Genomic DNA, 16716 nt, shown 5'->3' on the forward strand with positions numbered 1-16716 from the left:
TTGATTTGGGAATGTAGTTATCTTCAACGATCGATGAGTAAAACAAATATATCCGTCGCGATTGCCATCAATGGGCTCAGCTCATAACCTGCACGCCATTTTGTTTGCCTGCCGAGCCTGCACATGACTGCCACCATTTCCCCACGGGCGCAGCGTTTTTCCCGCTCCGACTATAAAACCCTGGGCTTGGCCGCCCTCGGTGGAGCCCTGGAAATCTATGACTTCATTATCTTCGTGTTCTTCGCGCTGACTCTCAGCCAACTGTTCTTCCCCCCTGAAATGCCCGAATGGCTGCGCCTGCTGCAAAGCTTCGGCATCTTCGTCACCGGCTACCTGGCCCGCCCGCTGGGCGGCATCCTGATGGCGCACTTTGCCGACCACCTGGGGCGCAAGCGCGTGTTCAGCCTGAGCATCCTGATGATGGCCTTGCCCTGCCTGCTGATCGGCATCATGCCGACCTACGCGCAAATCGGCTATTTCGCCCCGCTGATCCTGCTGGCGTTGCGCGTGCTGCAAGGCGCAGCGGTGGGTGGTGAAGTGCCCAGCGCCTGGACTTTCGTTGCCGAGCACGCCCCGCGTCACCATCGCGGCTACGCCTTGGGCTTTTTGCAAGCCGGCCTGACCTTCGGCTACCTGCTGGGCGCATTGACCGCCACCTTGCTGGCACAAGTCTTTACCCCCGCCGAAATCCTCGACTACGCCTGGCGCTTGCCTTTCCTGCTCGGCGGCGTATTCGGTGTGATCGGCGTATGGCTGCGCCGCTGGCTCAGCGAAACCCCGGTATTTCTGGAAATGCAGGCACGCCGCCAAGCGGCCGCCGAACTGCCGTTGCGTACCGTGCTGCGCGACCATCGCGCCGTACTGTTGCCGGCGATGATCCTCACCTGCGTGCTGACATCTGCCGTGGTGGTGCTGGTGGTCATCACTCCGACCATGATGCAGAAAACCTTCGGCATGAGCCCCAGCCACACCTTCGCCCTAAGCGCGCTGGGCATCGTCTTCCTGAATATCGGTTGCGTCCTCGCCGGGCTGCTGGTCGACCGTATCGGCGCCTGGCGCGCGGTGCTGGTCTACAGTCTGCTGTTGCCGGTGGGGATTTTTATCCTGTATGCCAGCCTGATCAGCGGTGGCGTATGGCTGGGCGCGGCGTACGCGGTGGCAGGTTTGAGCTGTGGCGTGGTGGGCGCTGTGCCGTCGGTGATGGTCGGGCTGTTTCCGGCGCAGGTGCGGGTGTCGGGAATTTCCTTTACCTACAACATCGCCTATGCGCTGTGGGCGAGTACCACGCCTTTGCTGTTGATCGCGCTGATGCCGACCAGTCCGTGGATCTGCGTGGGGTATTGTGTGGTGATGGGGGCGGTGGGGGTGGCGAGTGTGGCGTTGTTTGGCAAGCGCCACACCTTGACCGCCTGAAGATCAGGTCAGGAAGTGCCAGAGCAGCAACGTACCCACAAGCCCAACGACTGAAACGATGGTCTGCAATACCGACCACACCCAAATCGTCTGCTTGAGTTGCAAGCCAAAGTACTCACGCACCATCCAGAACCCGGCATCGTTGACGTGGCAGAAGAACACCGAGCCGGCGCCAATCGCCAGGGCGACCAGTGAGCTTTGCGTCGCCGCCAACCCGGCCATCATTGGCGCGAGGATGCCCGCTGTCGTGGTGGTGGCGACAGTCGCCGAGCCGGTGGCTTGGCGCAGGGCCACGGCGATCAACCAGGCAAGCAGCAGGTAAGGCATGTGTGCGCCTTCGGCGACCTTGCTGATGGTCTGGCTGACGCCTGCGTCCAGCAGGGTTTGCTTGAGGCCGCCACCGGCGCCGATGGTCAGCAGCAACACGGCGATGGGGGCAAGGGCTTTGCGCAGGGTATTGCCGACGTCGGCGCGTGGCATGCCTGCGGCCCATCCCAGGCATATCACGGCGGCGATAACCGCCAGGCCGAGGGCGATCAGCGGCTCGCCGAGGAACTTCAAAGTCAGGCCAAAGGTGCTTTCTGGCGCCAGCGCGACTTTGGCCAAGGTGCTGCCGAGCATCAGGATCACCGGCAACAGTATGATCAGTAGCGACGCGCCAAAGCTGGGCTGGCGTGGGGCCTTGGGCGGTGCGCTGAACAGCGCGCCGATCTCGGCGGGTTCATCCACGTGCAGGCGCTTGGACAGCCAGTTGCCGTAGAGCGGCCCGGCCAGGATCACTGCCGGCACCGCCAGGCAAAAGCCTAGCAACATGGTCAGGCCCAGGTCGGCGTGCAGCGCGCCCACGGCAATCAGCGGCCCCGGGTGCGGCGGCATCAGGGCGTGCAGGGTGGTCATGCCCGCCAGCGCCGGGATGGCGATTTTCAGCAGCGGCTGGTTCGACCGCTTGGCCATTACAAAGATGATCGGCACCATCATCACCAGGCCCACTTCAAAAAACAGCGGCAGGCCAATCACCATGGCGACCAGTGCCATCACCCACGGCAATGACTTGCCCTTGCCCAGCCCGAGCAAAGTGGTGGCGATACGGTCGGCCGCGCCGGATTCGGCCATCAGCGCGCCGAGCATCGCGCCCAGTGCAATGATGATCCCGGCTTCACCGAGAATTGCTCCAGCACCTTTGCTGAATGCCTTCGCCACTTCTTCTGGTGGCAAGCCGGCGCCCACGCCCGCGATAAAGGTGCCAATCAGAATCGACAGGAAGGGCGGCAATTTGCTCGCGCTGATCAGCACGATGATGCTGACGATGGCCATCAGGACGCAAAGCATGAGACGGGTGTCGTGAACCATCCATACGGCAGTCGATAACCCCAAAACAGGACTCCTTATCGAGCAGGTTGGCTAATATGTTTCTTTTTGTTTCGGTGCGAAAAGCATACCTGATAGAGCAGGCCCAGGGCGCCCATGGGCGATTTTGGTGCGCCCGAAGCTAACGACGCGCTGGCGGATAGATGACAATTTTGCAAACCATGCCAGTGGATCTGCAATTACTGCACGAGCAATTCGATATTGCCCACGCCACCATCCAGGTCGAAGGCGAGGGTTTCCAGCATGACGAACATGAAGAAGTGCATGCCTGAGCCTGGCTAACGGATTTGTAATCTTCCCCCCACGGCCCTGATAAGTACCGACAGCTACATTGCCCCCGCTGGGAAACCTCAGCGACTTCATGGGCGTGGAACTCTCGTTATGGCAATCTCCGTTAGAACACTGTTGGTGGCGGCGTTGTGGGTAGCTGCAAACGCCGCCCAGGCACAGACCCTCACCCTCGATGCAGCCTTGCAAACCGCCTTCGCCAACAACCCGGACCTGGCGGCCGCACTATGGGAAATCGACATCGCCCAAGGCGGCCGTCAGCAGGCCGGCTTGATTCCCAATCCGGTGGTCTCCTGGGACGCCGAAGACACCCGCCGTAACAGCCGCACCACCAGCATCAAACTCAGCCAGACCCTGGAACTGGGCGGCAAGCGCGGTGCGCGAATCGACGTGGCCGCCCGCGCCCAGGATGCCGCCGCATTGACCTTGGAGCAGCGCCGCAATGTGCTGCGCGCCGAGGTGATCGAGAGTTATTACGGCGCCCTGCGCGCCCAGGAACGCCTCGACCTGGCGCAACGCTCAATGGCCCTGGCCGAGCGCGGCCTGGTGGTCGCCAATGGGCGTGTCAGCGCCGGCAAGTCATCACCGGTGGAAGCCACCCGCGCCCAGGTGCAGGTGTCGGAAATTCGCCTGGAGTTGAATCGCGCCCGGATTGGCCTGAGTGACGCCTACCGGCGCCTGGCCGCCCGCACCGGCAGTGCCGCCATCGACTTCGAAGCGGTCGCCACACAAAACACCTCCGCACCGGCGTTACCTGGCGCTGCACAATTGCTGGCGCGCCTTGAGCAGACCGCCGAGCTGCGCCTGGCCGAACTGAGCATTGTGCAAAACGAAGCCAGCGTAAGCCTGGAAAAAGCCCAGCGCATTCCGGACCTGGATGTGTCCATCGGCAGCCAATACGACGCCAGCGTGCGCGAGCGTGTCAACCTGGTGGGCGTGTCGATGCCGATCCCGTTATTCAACCGCAACCAGGGCAACATCCTCGCTGCCAGCCGCCGCACCGACCAGGCCCGCGACCTGCGCAACGCCGCCGAGCTGCGCCTGCGCACCGAGACCCGCCAGGCCCTGGATCTGTGGCAAGCGGCGATTACCGAGGTGCGCGCATTCAACCAGCAGATCCTGCCCGCCGCACAAAGCGCGGTCGACAGCGCCACCCGTGGCTTCGAGATGGGCAAGTTCAACTTCCTCGACGTGCTCGACGCCCAGCGCACCTTGATCGCGGCCCGCACCCAATATCTTACCGCGACTGCCCAAGCCACCGACGCCTGGGTACGCATCGAACGCATTTACGGCGACCTCGCCCGGTTTTGATTTTTTCCTGGAGTCTCCTGATGAACAAAAAACATGGCATGGCGCTCGCCGTCGCCCTGGGCCTGCTGCTATCGGGCTTCGCATGCGCCGAGGAAGAAGGAATGCTCGAACTCACCGAGCAGCAGATCCAGGCCGCCGGCATTCAACTGGCCCAGGCTCAACCGCGCTCGATCAGTACCCTGCTGACGCTTCCGGGCGAGGTGCGCTTCGATGAAGACCGCACCTCCCACATCGTGCCCCGCGCAGCGGGTGTGGTGGAGGCAGTGAAGGTCAATCTTGGCCAGTCAGTGAAAAAGGGCGAGCTGCTGGCGGTGATCGCCAGCCAGCAGATTTCCGATCAGCGCAGCGAGTTGGCGGCCAGCCAGCGCCGGGTCGAGCTGGCGCGCACCACCTTCCAGCGCGAGCGCCAATTGTGGCAAGACAAAATCTCCGCCGAGCAGGATTACTTGCTGGCGCGGCAAACCCTGCAAGAAGCCGAAATCGCCCTGAACAATGCCCGGCAAAAAATGACCGCCCTCAGCGGCAGCGCAGTCTTGGCCGGTGGCAATCGCTATGAACTGCGTGCGCCGTTTGCCGGGGTGGTGGTGGAAAAACACCTGGGCGTGGGCGAGGTGGTCAGTGAGACCAGCAACGCGTTCACGCTTTCGGATTTGTCCCAGGTGTGGGTCACCTTCGGGGTATTTCCCAAAGACTTGAACAAGGTGCGCGTGGGCAAGCCGGTGAAAGTCAGCTCCACGGAAATGGGCACCGAAGTGCTCGGCACCGTGGCCTATGTCGGCAATTTGCTCGGTGAGCAGACGCGCACCGCCACCGTCCGCGTGGCGGTGCCCAACCCTGACGACGCCTGGCGCCCAGGCTTGTTTGTGGCCGTGGAGCTCGCCACCGATACCTACCAGGCCAAGGTCACCGTACCGCAAGCCGCGATCCAGACCGTCGAGGACAAACCCTCGGTGTTCGTACGCACCACAAACGGTTTTATCACCCGCCATCTTGAACTGGGTATCAGTGAAAACGGCTACGTCGAAGTGCGCCAGGGCCTGGAGGTCGGCGCGCAAGTAGCGACGGTTGGCAGCTTTATCCTCAAGTCCGAACTGGGCAAAGGCTCGGCCGAACACGCCCATTGATCTGCGAGTGATTTCCCATGTTTGAGCGCCTTATCCAATTTGCCATTGAGCAGCGCATCATCGTGCTGCTGGCGGTGCTGTTGATGGCCGGTGTCGGCATCGCCAGCTATCAGAAACTGCCCATCGACGCGGTGCCTGATATCACCAACGTGCAGGTGCAGATCAACTCGGCGGCGGCGGGGTTTTCGCCGCTGGAAACCGAGCAGCGCATCACCTTTCCCATCGAAACCGCCATGGCCGGCCTGCCCGGTCTGCAGCAGACGCGTTCGCTGTCGCGTTCGGGCTTGTCCCAGGTTACCGTGATCTTCAAGGACGGCACCGACCTGTTCTTCGCCCGCCAACTGGTCAACGAGCGCCTGCAAGTGGCGCGTGGGCAATTGCCCGATGGCATTGATACTGCGATGGGGCCGATTTCCACCGGGCTCGGGGAAATTTTCCTATGGACCGTGGAGGCTGAGGACGGTGCGCGCAAGGATGACGGCACGCCGTACACACCTACCGACTTACGGGTGATCCAGGACTGGATCATCAAGCCGCAACTGCGCAACGTACCGGGCGTGGCCGAGATCAATACGATCGGCGGCTTCGCCAAGGAGTACCAGATTGCGCCAGATCCCAAGCGCCTGGCTGCCTACAACCTGACGCTCAATGACCTGGTCACCGCGCTGGAGCGCAACAACGCCAACGTCGGCGCCGGTTATATCGAACGCAGCGGCGAGCAGTTGCTGATCCGCGCACCGGGGCAAGTGGGGTCCATCGACGACATCGCCAACATCGTCATCACCACGTCGGATGGCACGCCGATCCGCGTGCGCAATGTGGCTCAGGTGGATATAGGCCGCGAACTGCGCACCGGCGCGGCCACGGAAAATGGCCGTGAAGTGGTGCTGGGCACGGTGTTCATGTTGATCGGCGAGAACAGCCGCAGCGTGTCCCAGGCGGTGGCGAAAAAACTCGAGGAGATCAACCGCTCGCTGCCCGAAGGGGTGGTGGCGGTCACTGTGTATGACCGCACCAACCTGGTGGAAAAAGCCATCTCCACCGTAAAGAAAAACCTTTTCGAAGGTGCGTTGCTGGTGGTCGCCGTGCTGTTCCTGTTCTTGGGCAATATCCGTGCAGCACTGATCACGGCAATGGTGATTCCGCTGGCGATGCTATTTACCTTTACCGGCATGTTCAGCAACAAAGTCAGCGCCAACCTGATGAGCCTCGGCGCATTGGATTTCGGCATTATCGTCGACGGTGCGGTGGTGATCGTCGAGAACGCCATCCGCCGTCTGGCTCACGCGCAGCAGCGCCATGGTCGTTTACTGACCCGCAGTGAACGTCTGCACGAAGTGTTTGCCGCCGCCAAGGAAGCGCGAAGGGCGCTGATCTTCGGGCAGTTGATCATCATGGTGGTATACCTGCCGATCTTTGCCCTCACCGGCGTGGCCGGCAAGATGTTCCACCCAATGGCCTTCACTGTGGTGATTGCCTTGCTCGGCGCGATGATTCTGTCGGTGACCTTCGTACCGGCGGCGATTGCGTTGTTCGTCACCGGCAAGGTCAAGGAAGAAGAAAATCTCGTCATGCGCAGCGCACGTCGGATGTACGACCCGGTGCTCAATTGGGTGATGACGCGCCGTCCGCTGGTGTTCGGCCTGGCGCTGCTGACCATAGTCGTGTCGGGCGCGGTGGCCAGCCGCATGGGCAGCGAATTCATCCCCAGCCTCAGCGAGGGCGACTTTGCTCAGCAGGCGCTGCGCGTACCCGGCACCAGCCTGACGCAATCGGTGCAGATGCAGCAGCAATTGGAAAAAACCTTGCTGGCCGAGGTGCCGGAAATCGAGCGGGTATTTGCGCGTACCGGTACCGCGGAAATCGCCTCCGATCCGATGCCGCCGAATATCTCCGACAGCTACGTGATGCTCAAACCCAAGGCCCAATGGCCCGATCCGAACAAGTCCCGCGAGGCAATCATTGCTGACATCCAAAGGGCCAGTGCGATTGTGCCGGGCAGCGTGTACGAGCTGTCGCAACCGATCCAACTGCGCTTCAACGAACTGATTTCCGGGGTGCGCAGCGATGTGGCGGTGAAGGTGTTTGGTGATGACATGGCGGTACTCAACAGCACCGCCGGGGAAATCGCCGAGACCTTGCAGAAGCTTAATGGCGCCTCGGAAGTGAAGGTAGAACAGACCTCCGGCCTGCCGGTGCTGACCATCAATATCGACCGCGACAAAGCCGCGCGCTTTGGCCTGAATGTGGGTGATGTGCAGGACACCATCGCCGTTGCCGTCGGTGGGCGCCAGGCTGGTACGTTGTACGAAGGGGATCGGCGCTTCGACATGGTGGTGCGTCTGTCCGACGCGTTGCGCACGGACATCGAAGGCTTGTCACGGCTGTTGATTCCGGTGCCGGCGCTGGACAGCAACACGTCGGGGCAACTGGGCTTTATCGCCTTGTCCCAGGTTGCCAGCCTCGACCTGGTGCTCGGCCCCAACCAGATCAGCCGCGAGAACGGCAAGCGCCTGGTGATCGTCAGCGCCAACGTGCGCGGGCGTGATATCGGCTCGTTTGTCGAGGAAGCCCAAGCCGCCCTCATGGCCCAGGTGAAAGTGCCCGCCGGTTACTGGACCACCTGGGGCGGGCAATTCGAGCAGTTGAAAGAAGCCTCCGAGCGCCTGCGCATCGTGGTGCCGGTGGCGTTGCTGCTGGTGTTCGGCTTGCTGTTCATGATGTTCAACAACCTCAAGGATGGCTTGCTGGTGTTCACCGGGATTCCGTTCGCGCTGACCGGTGGGATCATGGCGCTGTGGCTGCGCGATATTCCGCTGTCGATTTCGGCGGGGGTGGGCTTTATTGCGTTGTCGGGTGTGGCGGTGCTCAACGGCCTGGTGATGATTGCTTTTATCCGCAACCTGCGCGAAGAAGGCCGCTCGTTAGCGGTGGCGATCCATGAGGGCGCGCTGACCCGCCTGCGTCCGGTGCTGATGACTGCGCTGGTGGCGTCCCTTGGGTTTATCCCCATGGCACTCGCCACCGGCACCGGCGCGGAAGTGCAGCGCCCGTTGGCGACGGTGGTGATTGGCGGGATTATTTCTTCGACCTTGCTGACGTTGCTGGTGTTGCCGGCGCTTTACCAGTGGGCCCATCGCCGCGAAGAAGAGACTGCCTAAACCTTGAACTCACCACAAAGACCAATGTGGGAGGGGGCTTGCTCCCGATAGCGGAGTGTCAGCCAGCAGATGCATTAGCTGAACCGCCGCCATCGGGAGCAAGCCCCCTCCCACACTGAACCTGTGTTGTTTTCAGGGTCAGGGGAAACACCAGGCTGAACCGCGTAAAGCGCCCCGGCTGGCTGGTGACATGGGCATGCCCCCCATGAAAATGCATGATCGACTTGACGATCGCCAACCCCAACCCGTTGCCGCCTTCGGCGCGGGTACGGCTGCTGTCGGCGCGGTAGAAACGTTCGAACAAGTGCGGCAGGTGGTGCGCGTCGATGCCTCGACCCGGGTTGCCCACCGACAGCGACACGCTCTGTTCATAGGCCTCCACCAACAACAAGATGCTCGAACCTTCAGGCGTGTGGCGAATGGCATTGGAGAGCAAATTGGAGATGGCCCGCTGGATCATCAGCCGATCACCCGTCACCCGGGCATCGCCGCGCAGGCTCAGGGTGACCTCTTTGTCTTCGGCGCTCAGGGCAAACAGCTCCATCACCCGCTGGGCTTCTTGGGCCAGGGACACTTCAGTGAATGATGCCCGCGCCGCCGGATGGCTGACCTGGGCCAGGAACAGCATATCGCTGACGATACGCGCCAGGCGTTCAAGCTCTTCGGTGTTGGATTCCAGCACCGCCTTGTATTCCTCGGGCGGTCGCTGGCGCGACAGGGTCAGTTGGGCCTTGCCCATCAGGTTGGTCAGCGGCGCGCGTAGTTCGTGGGCCAGGTCATCGGAGAATTGCGAGAGCTGCTGTACGCCCGCATCCAGGCGGTTGAGCATCACGTTGAAGCCTTGGGCCAGTTCACCCAGTTCGTGGGGCAAGTTGTCCACGGACAAACGGTGGGTCAGGTCTTGGGTGGTGACTTTCGCCGCCACCTGGCTGAACTGCTTCAACGGTGCCAGGCCGCGTTGCACCAACCACCATGCGCCCATGCCGATCAGGATCAACAGCAACGGCAGCGCAATCAGCGTGGCGCGCAGATACGCGCTGAGCAACGCCTGGTCATCCATGCGGTCCAGGGACAGCAGCACCCGCACGCGTTCACCGCTGGCCAGGCGCATCAGGCTGGAGGCGCTGAGCACTTGGCTGCCATAGTTGTCGGTCCAGTTCAGGTAGCCGAGGGTTTCCCGGGGTTTGAAGTCGGTGAGCAAGGGTTCCTGGGGCTTGGCACCGATGTTGAGTAACACGCTGTTATTGGGGGCGGTGCCGACGATCGTCAGGTAGAAATTGTCATGGCCGATGACCAGGTCCAACAGTGAATGAGGGCGGGCGCGGATGGCCTGGGCATCGAGCCCCAGGGCCAGGCTGTGCTGGATCTGTTCCATCTTGCTTTCCAGATTCTTGCGCGCCAGTTTTTCCAACTCATGGGTGAGGGCCAGGTAGGCCAGGGTGGCCAGCAGCAACACCAGGCCGGCGCCCATCAGGCTGACGGTCAGGCCCAGGCGCATCGACAGGCTGCCGGTCTTCATGGACGCGCTTCCAGCACATAGCCCACGCCGCGGATGGTGTGGATCAGCTTGACCTCGCTCTGGTCATCCACCTTGGCCCGCAAGCGGCTGATGGACACTTCCACCACGTTGGTGTCGCAGTCGAAATTCATGTCCCACACCAGGGAAATAATCTGCGTGCGGGTCAGCACTTCGCCGCTCTGGCGCATCAGTACGTGGAGCAGGGTGAACTCCTTGGTGGTCAGGTCGATACGCCGAGTGCCGCGATAGGCGCGATGGCGGCGCGGGTCCAGTTCCAGGTCCGACACGCGGAACACTTCCGGCTGCGGAATGTGTTCGCTGCGTCGCAACAAGGTGCGTACACGGGCCAGCAGTTCGGGAAACTCGAAGGGCTTGACCAGGTAGTCGTCGGCGCCCATGTCCAGGCCCTTGATCTTGTCAGCCAGCCGCCCCCGGGCGGTCAGCATCATCACCCGCTGGGTGCTATTGCGCCGCAGCTCTTGCAGAACTTGCCAGCCGTCCTTGCCGGGCAGGTTGACGTCGAGAATCACCAGCTCATACGCATGCTGCCCGGCCAGGTGCAGGCCGTCGATGCCATTGGCGGCGCAGTCGACCACATAGCCGCTTTCGTTCAAGCCTTGCTGCAGGTAGTCGGCGGTCTTTTGCTCGTCCTCAACCACAAGGATACGCATGGGGGTGTTACCTCTAATGTCTGGAGAGAGAAAGCGCCCATTTCCGTTTGGCGGCTGTTTTCAGGGGAGTAGGAAAAGTCTGAACGCTGAAGTAGCTTCAGGGTCAACTGCGACCCTCGGTCGCACAGTGCTACGGGCAAAAAAAACGCCCCAAGCGGGGCGTTAAAAACTCATCTCTTTCCAAAGGAGCTACACAAAAGCTTCAGAGATGAATGTGCTCGGTGAATAAGTTGAAGCCAGTATAGAAATTTCAACTTAACGAGAAGCTGGAGCCAATATTACAATTTTGATAGACGGCTATTTGTGAACAGATGTTAGTTAACCGCGAGCGAATGTAAGCTCACAGCGCGAACAATGGATATTCGGTAGTCATTTGCTGCAGATGCTGTGCAGTAACACGCTGATGAAGGTTACGATTCTGCAAACTGGCGGCCGTCTAACAAATAAGTAATGTTCTGGTGAACATGCCGTCAGGGTTCGCTGGTTAATCTCGACACTGAACTTTTCAGTCGAGGAACCCGTTATGAACTTTTATAAAGTGGCCTTAGGTGTTTTAACCGCCGTCTTATCCCTGGGTGCACTGGCCGAAGGCGGAGGTGATCGTACCTTTGCCCTGATGATGGAGCGCAACGAGAAAGCCATGGCCGCCTACGCGATCAAAAACGGCAAGCCAGTGCCTGAGGTGCAGACCTATCGCTATGGCATGGAGCTGGACATTGCCAAGGTGGTCAACGTGACGCCGCCGGTCCGCTCGTGCAATGCCGTGCCGTCGCGCATGACCTATGAGGATTCCAGCGGCAAGCTCAATACCCTGGAGTATCAGGTGATGGGTGTTTGCCGAAACACGGGCGGTTGAAGGATCAAAAAATATAATGAGGCCGTGGGCTAAAGCGCTATTCAGAAAATGCCGGCAGCGCCGATGCAGCAGTAATCGTCCCGCCCATTTGCCCATCGGTGCCCTATGTTCAATACCCGCTTGAAACAGGAGCTGGCCGCTCTTCGCGAAGAATTGTCGAGCTTGTTGCAGGTCAAGGAGAGCCTGGAGAACGAGATGTTGTGCCTGACGCTGGATGCCGAGGGGCGGGTAGAGTGGGCGAATGCCAACTTCCTGCAGGAGCTGGTTTATCCGCTGAGTGAGATTGTAGGGCGGGCGATTGAAGATTTGGTGCCGGCTCATGTGCGCCAGGACGAGTTCCAATTGCGCTTCAAGCACGCGTTGGCTCGCGGCGAACATTTTGCCGGTGCCGTGCGCCTGATGCGTGGCAATGGCAAGGAGGCGTGGCTGCGCTCGATCGTACAGCCGGTGCGCAGTTCGCAGGGGCGCCTCAAGCATTTTTCCATGTTCTCCAGCGACCTCACCCGCACCATCGAGAGTTCGCGAGAACATGAAAACCTGATCACCGCGCTGATGCGCTCCACGGCATTGATCGAGTTCGACCTGGACGGGCACGTGCTCACCGCCAATGACCGCTTCCTCAGCAGCATGGGTTACAGCCTGGCGCAGATCCAGGGCAAACATCACCGCATGTTCTGTGAGCCGCAGGAATACAACAGCCCCGAGTACCAGCAGTTCTGGAAACGCCTGAACGCCGGTGAGTTCGTCGCTGCACGTTTCAAACGCGTGGACAGCCATGGCCGCCTGGTGTGGTTGGAAGCCACCTACAACCCAGTGCTGGACGCCAACGAGCGACTGTACAAAGTGGTCAAGTTCGCCACGGTGATCACCGACCAGGTCAACCGTGAGCAGGCGGTGGCCGACGCTGCAAACATTGCCTACAGCACCTCCCTGCAAACCGACGACAGCGCCCAGCGCGGCACCACGGTGGTGACCCAGGCGGTGGACGTGATGCGTGATTTGGCCCAGCACATGCAACAGGCCGGCGAAGGCATCGAGGCGCTGAACGCCCAGTCCCAAGTGATCGGCAGCATCGTCAAGACCATCAGCGGCATTGCCGAACAGACCAACTTGCTGGCGCTGAACGCAGCCATCGAAGCGGCGCGTGCCGGCGAGCAAGGGCGTGGCTTTGCGGTGGTGGCTGATGAGGTGCGGCAACTGGCGTCGCGCACCAGCAAAGCCACTGAAGAAATTGTCGGTGTGGTGCGCCAGAACCAGGACATGGCCCGTGATGCGGTTGCGCTGATGGCCGACGGTCGCCTGCAAGCCGAACAAGGCCTGGCCCTGGCGGCGGAGGCCGGCACGGTGATTGTGGAAATCCAGGACGGTGCGCAAAAAGTGGTGAGTGCGGTTGGGCAGTTTGCCAATCAGCTGTCGAGTTAACTGGTTAGCTCAAGAGCATGTTCCAACGCTGAACTCGGTTTTGAATACAACAGAACTCAATGTGGGAGGGGGCTTGCTCCCGATGGCGGTGGGTCAGTCATAGATGTATTACTGACACACCCTCATCGGGAGCAAGCCCCCTCCCACATTGTTTTGTAGTATTTTCAGGTCCGTGGCATGCACTCGATGGTGCGGTTTACCACGGTCTTGGCCATTTCCAGCAAGTGCCACGCGGCATGGATTCTGGCGCGGTCATGGGGTTGCAGGTGATCACAGCAGTCCCACACCGTGGCTGAGGCGCTGTGGATCAAGTGGGAGATATAGAGTTGGGCGTCTTCGAAGCTGAGTTCTTCGTTGACGACGAGGCAGTCCATGGGTGGATCGGGAAGTGCTTTGGTCATGGTGTAACTCCTATTGAACAAGGGAGCAACCACCAACGCTGCTAAACGTAAGGTGGCAGCTGTACGCGGGTTAGCAGACCGGTCAATAGGAAAACCAGCGCACCCGAAGATGCCCCGCGCACAGCCACCATAAACGCAGATGTGGACCGTGTGCCTATTGAGTTCGGGCTGCTAAACCCGATCACTGAACTCCAGTGACGGACCGAAGACTAGCCATCGATTCCAACAGGCACAAGGCGGCGGGGATTGTCTCGGAAACGTCCTGCAATTTAAAGAGACACAGCTTGCTGGCCCTTTACAAACCATGACCAAATGCCAGCAACACCACCGTCCAAATGTGGGAGGGGGCTTGCTCCCGATAGCGGAGTGTCAGCCAGCAGATGCATTAGCTGAACCGCCGCCATCGGGAGCAAGCCCCCTCCCACATTTGAATGCATTCCAAGCCTTGGGTCAGCGGCCGAGCATCTTTACCCAGCGCGATGGAGGCATGCCGTAGGTGCTGCGAAATTGACGGGTCATGTGGCTCTGGTCGGTGAAGCCGGCGGTCATCGCCGCATCCACCAAGGGTTGGCCCTGGGCCAACAAGTGGCGCACCAGGTCGAGCCGGCGCATGGTCAGGTAGCGGTAGGGGCTGGTGCCGAACAGTAAGCGAAAATCCCGTGATAACGCCCAGCGGTCGCGGCCGGCGTGGTCGGCTATTTCATCCAGGGTGATGCTGCGGCCCAGGGCGCTGTGGATAAATTCACGGGCGCGTTCGGCAGCGATGTAGTCGAAGGATTTGCGGCTGACGATGGCGCCGGACGCCATGCTCAGCGCCTGGGCCAGGTCGTACATGGCGTCCTGTTCTTGCATCGGGTCAATCGAGCACTCCAGGTTCTGCAGCAACACTTCGCTGGCACGGTGCAGCCGCGGATCGGTGGACAAGCCGCCGGGGATGAACGGCAATGGTTTGCCGCCGAGAATCTGCTGGATCAGCGCCGGCTCCACATAAATCATCCGGTACTTGAAGCCTTCATCGCTGCCCGCGCGGCCGTCATGGGTTTCATCCGGGTGAATCACCATGGTGGTACCAGGCAGGCTGTGGGTCATGCCACCGCGGTAATGAAAACTCTGCACGCCTAACAAGGTGCGCCCGATGGCGTAGGTGTCATGGCGATGGGGGTCGAACGCGAAGCCGGCAAAGTACGCCTCGATACGGTCCAGGCCACTGGCGTGCGGGGCGCGATGCAGCCAGTCGAGGGTGTGGGTGGGGTTGCCCATGTTGACTTGTCACAAAAGGAGGTGGAAACACGTTAACCGAGTCTGCCGCGCTTGTCTGCCTGGGGTCTTGTACGATTGTGCAGGCGTCGGCCGAGGCCTATGATCGCGGTTCGTCTACTGCGCTGGCGGAGCCTTCCATGGATTTTTTCAACCCTGCCTATGTAACGCCCTTGGTGGCGCTCGCGTTGCTGTGGACGGTCGCCGTGGTGACGCCCGGCCCCAACTTCTTCAATACGGCGCAGTTGGCCGCCAGCTGTTCGCGACGTCACGGCGTGGTGGCATCGGCGGGCGTGGCGACCGGCACGCTTATCTGGGGGCTCGCGGGTGGCCTTGGTATCAAGTCGCTGTTTACCGCCGCACCGATGTTGTACCTGGCGTTCAAGATCATCGGCGGCTGCTACCTGATCTACCTTGGGCTGAAACTTTTCAAGCGCTCGGCGCCGGCGTCGGTGCAGTTGCCCGACGAGCCACGACGCTCATTGTTTTCCGCCTGGCGCTTCGGCTTGCTGGGCAATTTGTCCAACCCCAAGGCTGCGCTGTTCGTCGCTACGGCTTTTGCTTCGACCATGCCGCCGTCCCCATCGCCTGCGCTGCTGACTCTTGCGGTCATCACCATGGCGACCTTGTCGTTCAGTTGGTACACCAGCGTCGCCCTGGTGTTTTCCAGCGAGCGCATGGCCAACCTCTACAGCCGTTCGCGCAAGTGGCTCGACCGCTTTGCCGGCAGTTGTTACCTGTTGTTCGGTGCACATCTGGTAGCGAATCGCTGACCGCCCGTGGTAAGAAGCCTTACTTTCAACAGTGAGGCCGGGTTATGAGCAAGTTGCGGGTAGGGATTATTTTTGGTGGTCGTTCGGCCGAGCATGAGGTTTCGCTGCAATCGGCGCGCAACATCGTCGATGCCCTCGACCGTTCACGCTTCGAGCCCATCCTGATCGGTATCGACAAGGCCGGCCACTGGCATCTCAACGACACGTCGAACTTCCTGATCAACCAGGAAAACCCGGCGCTGATCGCCCTCAATCAATCCAACCGTGAATTGGCGGTGGTGCCGGGCAAGGCCAGCCAGCAGGTGGTGGAAACCTCCGGCCAGGGGCTGCTGGAGCACATCGATGTGATCTTCCCCATCGTCCACGGCACCCTTGGCGAAGACGGTTGCCTGCAAGGCTTGCTGCGCATGGCTGACTTGCCCTTTGTCGGCTCCGACGTGCTCGGCTCGGCGGTGTGCATGGACAAAGACATCAGCAAACGCCTGCTGCGTGACGCCGGGATCGCGGTCACGCCGTTCATCACCCTTACGCGTCGAAACGCGGCACGCACCTCTTTTGAGGCGGCTGTGAACACGCTCGGCGTACCGATGTTCGTCAAGCCCGCCAACCAGGGCTCCTCAGTGGGCGTGAGTAAAGTCGGCAGCGAAGCCGAGTACCTCGCCGCGGTTGAGCTGGCGCTGGGTTTTGATGAAAAAGTGCTGGTGGAGTCCGCCGTCCAGGGCCGTGAAATCGAATGCGCCGTGCTGGGCAATGACCAGCCCATTGCCAGCGGTTGCGGCGAGATCGTGGTGAGCAACGGCTTCTATTCCTACGACAGCAAATACATCGACGACCAGGCAGCCCAGGTGGTCGTGCCTGCGGCTATCAGCCATGAAGCCAGCGAGCGCATTCGCAGCCTGGCCATTGAAGCGTTTGAAGTGTTGGGTTGTGCAGGGCTGGCGCGGGTGGATGTGTTCCTGACCGATGACGGCGAAGTCCTGATCAACGAGGTCAACTCACTGCCCGGTTTTACCCGCATCAGCATGTACCCCAAGCTGTGGCAGGCAGCGGGCATGAGCTACAGCGAGCTGGTGAGCCGGTTAATTGAACTGGCGCTGGAGCGGCATGCGGGGCGCAAGGGGTTGAAGATCAGTCGCTGATCATAGGCCCGGG

Annotated in this window: 12 protein-coding genes and 3 pseudogenes; 10 read left to right on the plus strand and 5 right to left on the minus strand. The window is 60.9% G+C overall.

What is annotated here, in order from left to right; translation table 11 throughout:
• The first annotated feature begins 123 nt into the window (after positions 1-123).
• On the plus strand, positions 124-1413 hold the full coding sequence (locus KVH01_RS26545) for an MFS transporter (RefSeq protein ID WP_217883484.1): 1290 nt from the start codon (positions 124-126) through the stop codon (positions 1411-1413).
• Positions 1414-1416: 3 nt separating this feature from the next.
• On the opposite strand, the gene KVH01_RS26550 is transcribed toward KVH01_RS26545, so the two are convergent.
• The gene (locus KVH01_RS26550) at positions 1417-2787 is read right to left on the minus strand and encodes a GntT/GntP/DsdX family permease (protein WP_217883485.1); all 1371 of its coding nucleotides are present in this window, start codon (positions 2785-2787) and stop codon (positions 1417-1419) included.
• Between the two features lie 170 nt (positions 2788-2957).
• Between KVH01_RS26550 and KVH01_RS26555 the strand changes: the two are divergent.
• From KVH01_RS26555 to KVH01_RS26570, 4 genes and pseudogenes are all read left to right on the plus strand, one after another.
• Positions 2958-3053 (plus strand): annotated as a pseudogene (locus KVH01_RS26555) (cation transporter); the annotation flags it as partial.
• A gap of 109 nt (positions 3054-3162) precedes the next feature.
• Positions 3163-4380: a TolC family protein gene (locus tag KVH01_RS26560; protein ID WP_217883486.1), complete on the plus strand. Its 1218-nt coding sequence runs from the start codon at positions 3163-3165 to the stop codon at positions 4378-4380.
• Positions 4381-4400: 20 nt separating this feature from the next.
• Positions 4401-5504, plus strand: a complete 1104-nt coding sequence (locus KVH01_RS26565) for an efflux RND transporter periplasmic adaptor subunit (RefSeq protein ID WP_217883487.1) — start codon at positions 4401-4403, stop codon at positions 5502-5504.
• 17 nt (positions 5505-5521) lie between these two features.
• Positions 5522-8665: a CusA/CzcA family heavy metal efflux RND transporter gene (locus KVH01_RS26570; RefSeq protein WP_217883488.1), complete on the plus strand. Its 3144-nt coding sequence runs from the start codon at positions 5522-5524 to the stop codon at positions 8663-8665.
• 58 nt (positions 8666-8723) lie between these two features.
• Here the strand turns inward: KVH01_RS26570 and KVH01_RS26575 are convergent, their stop codons facing one another.
• Both KVH01_RS26575 and KVH01_RS26580 read right to left on the minus strand, forming a co-directional pair.
• Positions 8724-10184 carry a heavy metal sensor histidine kinase gene (locus KVH01_RS26575; protein ID WP_217883489.1) on the minus strand — a complete coding sequence of 487 codons (1461 nt, stop codon included), beginning with the start codon at positions 10182-10184 and terminating at the stop codon, positions 8724-8726.
• Positions 10181-10855 (minus strand): heavy metal response regulator transcription factor, encoded by a 675-nt coding sequence (locus KVH01_RS26580; RefSeq protein ID WP_043050853.1) that lies wholly within the window; start codon positions 10853-10855, stop codon positions 10181-10183. The genes KVH01_RS26575 and KVH01_RS26580 overlap by 4 nt, the downstream gene beginning before the upstream one ends.
• A gap of 523 nt (positions 10856-11378) precedes the next feature.
• Between KVH01_RS26580 and KVH01_RS26585 the strand changes: the two genes are divergently transcribed.
• From KVH01_RS26585 to KVH01_RS30725, 3 genes and pseudogenes are all read left to right on the plus strand, one after another.
• Entirely contained in the window at positions 11379-11711 is a 333-nt protein-coding gene (locus KVH01_RS26585) for a DUF2790 domain-containing protein (RefSeq protein WP_217883490.1), read from the plus strand.
• 195 nt (positions 11712-11906) lie between these two features.
• Positions 11907-12593, plus strand: a pseudogene (locus KVH01_RS30720) (PAS domain-containing protein); the annotation flags it as partial.
• A 108-nt stretch (positions 12594-12701) separates the two neighbouring features.
• A pseudogene (locus KVH01_RS30725) lies at positions 12702-13133 on the plus strand (methyl-accepting chemotaxis protein); the annotation flags it as partial.
• 164 nt (positions 13134-13297) lie between these two features.
• On the opposite strand, the gene KVH01_RS26595 reads toward KVH01_RS30725, so the two are convergent.
• Positions 13298-13534: a hypothetical protein gene (locus KVH01_RS26595; RefSeq protein WP_065888068.1), complete on the minus strand. Its 237-nt coding sequence runs from the start codon at positions 13532-13534 to the stop codon at positions 13298-13300.
• A gap of 450 nt (positions 13535-13984) precedes the next feature.
• A complete protein-coding gene (locus KVH01_RS26600) occupies positions 13985-14794 on the minus strand; it encodes an AraC family transcriptional regulator (protein ID WP_217883491.1) in 810 nt (269 codons plus the stop codon).
• A 137-nt stretch (positions 14795-14931) separates the two neighbouring features.
• Between KVH01_RS26600 and KVH01_RS26605 the strand changes: the two genes are divergently transcribed.
• Both KVH01_RS26605 and ddlA read left to right on the plus strand, forming a co-directional pair.
• Positions 14932-15564, plus strand: a complete 633-nt coding sequence (locus KVH01_RS26605) for a LysE family translocator (protein WP_217883492.1) — start codon at positions 14932-14934, stop codon at positions 15562-15564.
• Between the two features lie 44 nt (positions 15565-15608).
• Complete coding sequence (gene ddlA, locus KVH01_RS26610) at positions 15609-16703, plus strand: D-alanine--D-alanine ligase (protein ID WP_217883493.1); 1095 nt, start codon at positions 15609-15611, stop codon at positions 16701-16703.
• The last annotated feature ends 13 nt before the right edge of the window (positions 16704-16716 follow it).

Source organism: Pseudomonas khavaziana, assembly GCF_019145205.1.
GTDB lineage: Bacteria > Pseudomonadota > Gammaproteobacteria > Pseudomonadales > Pseudomonadaceae > Aquipseudomonas > Aquipseudomonas khavaziana.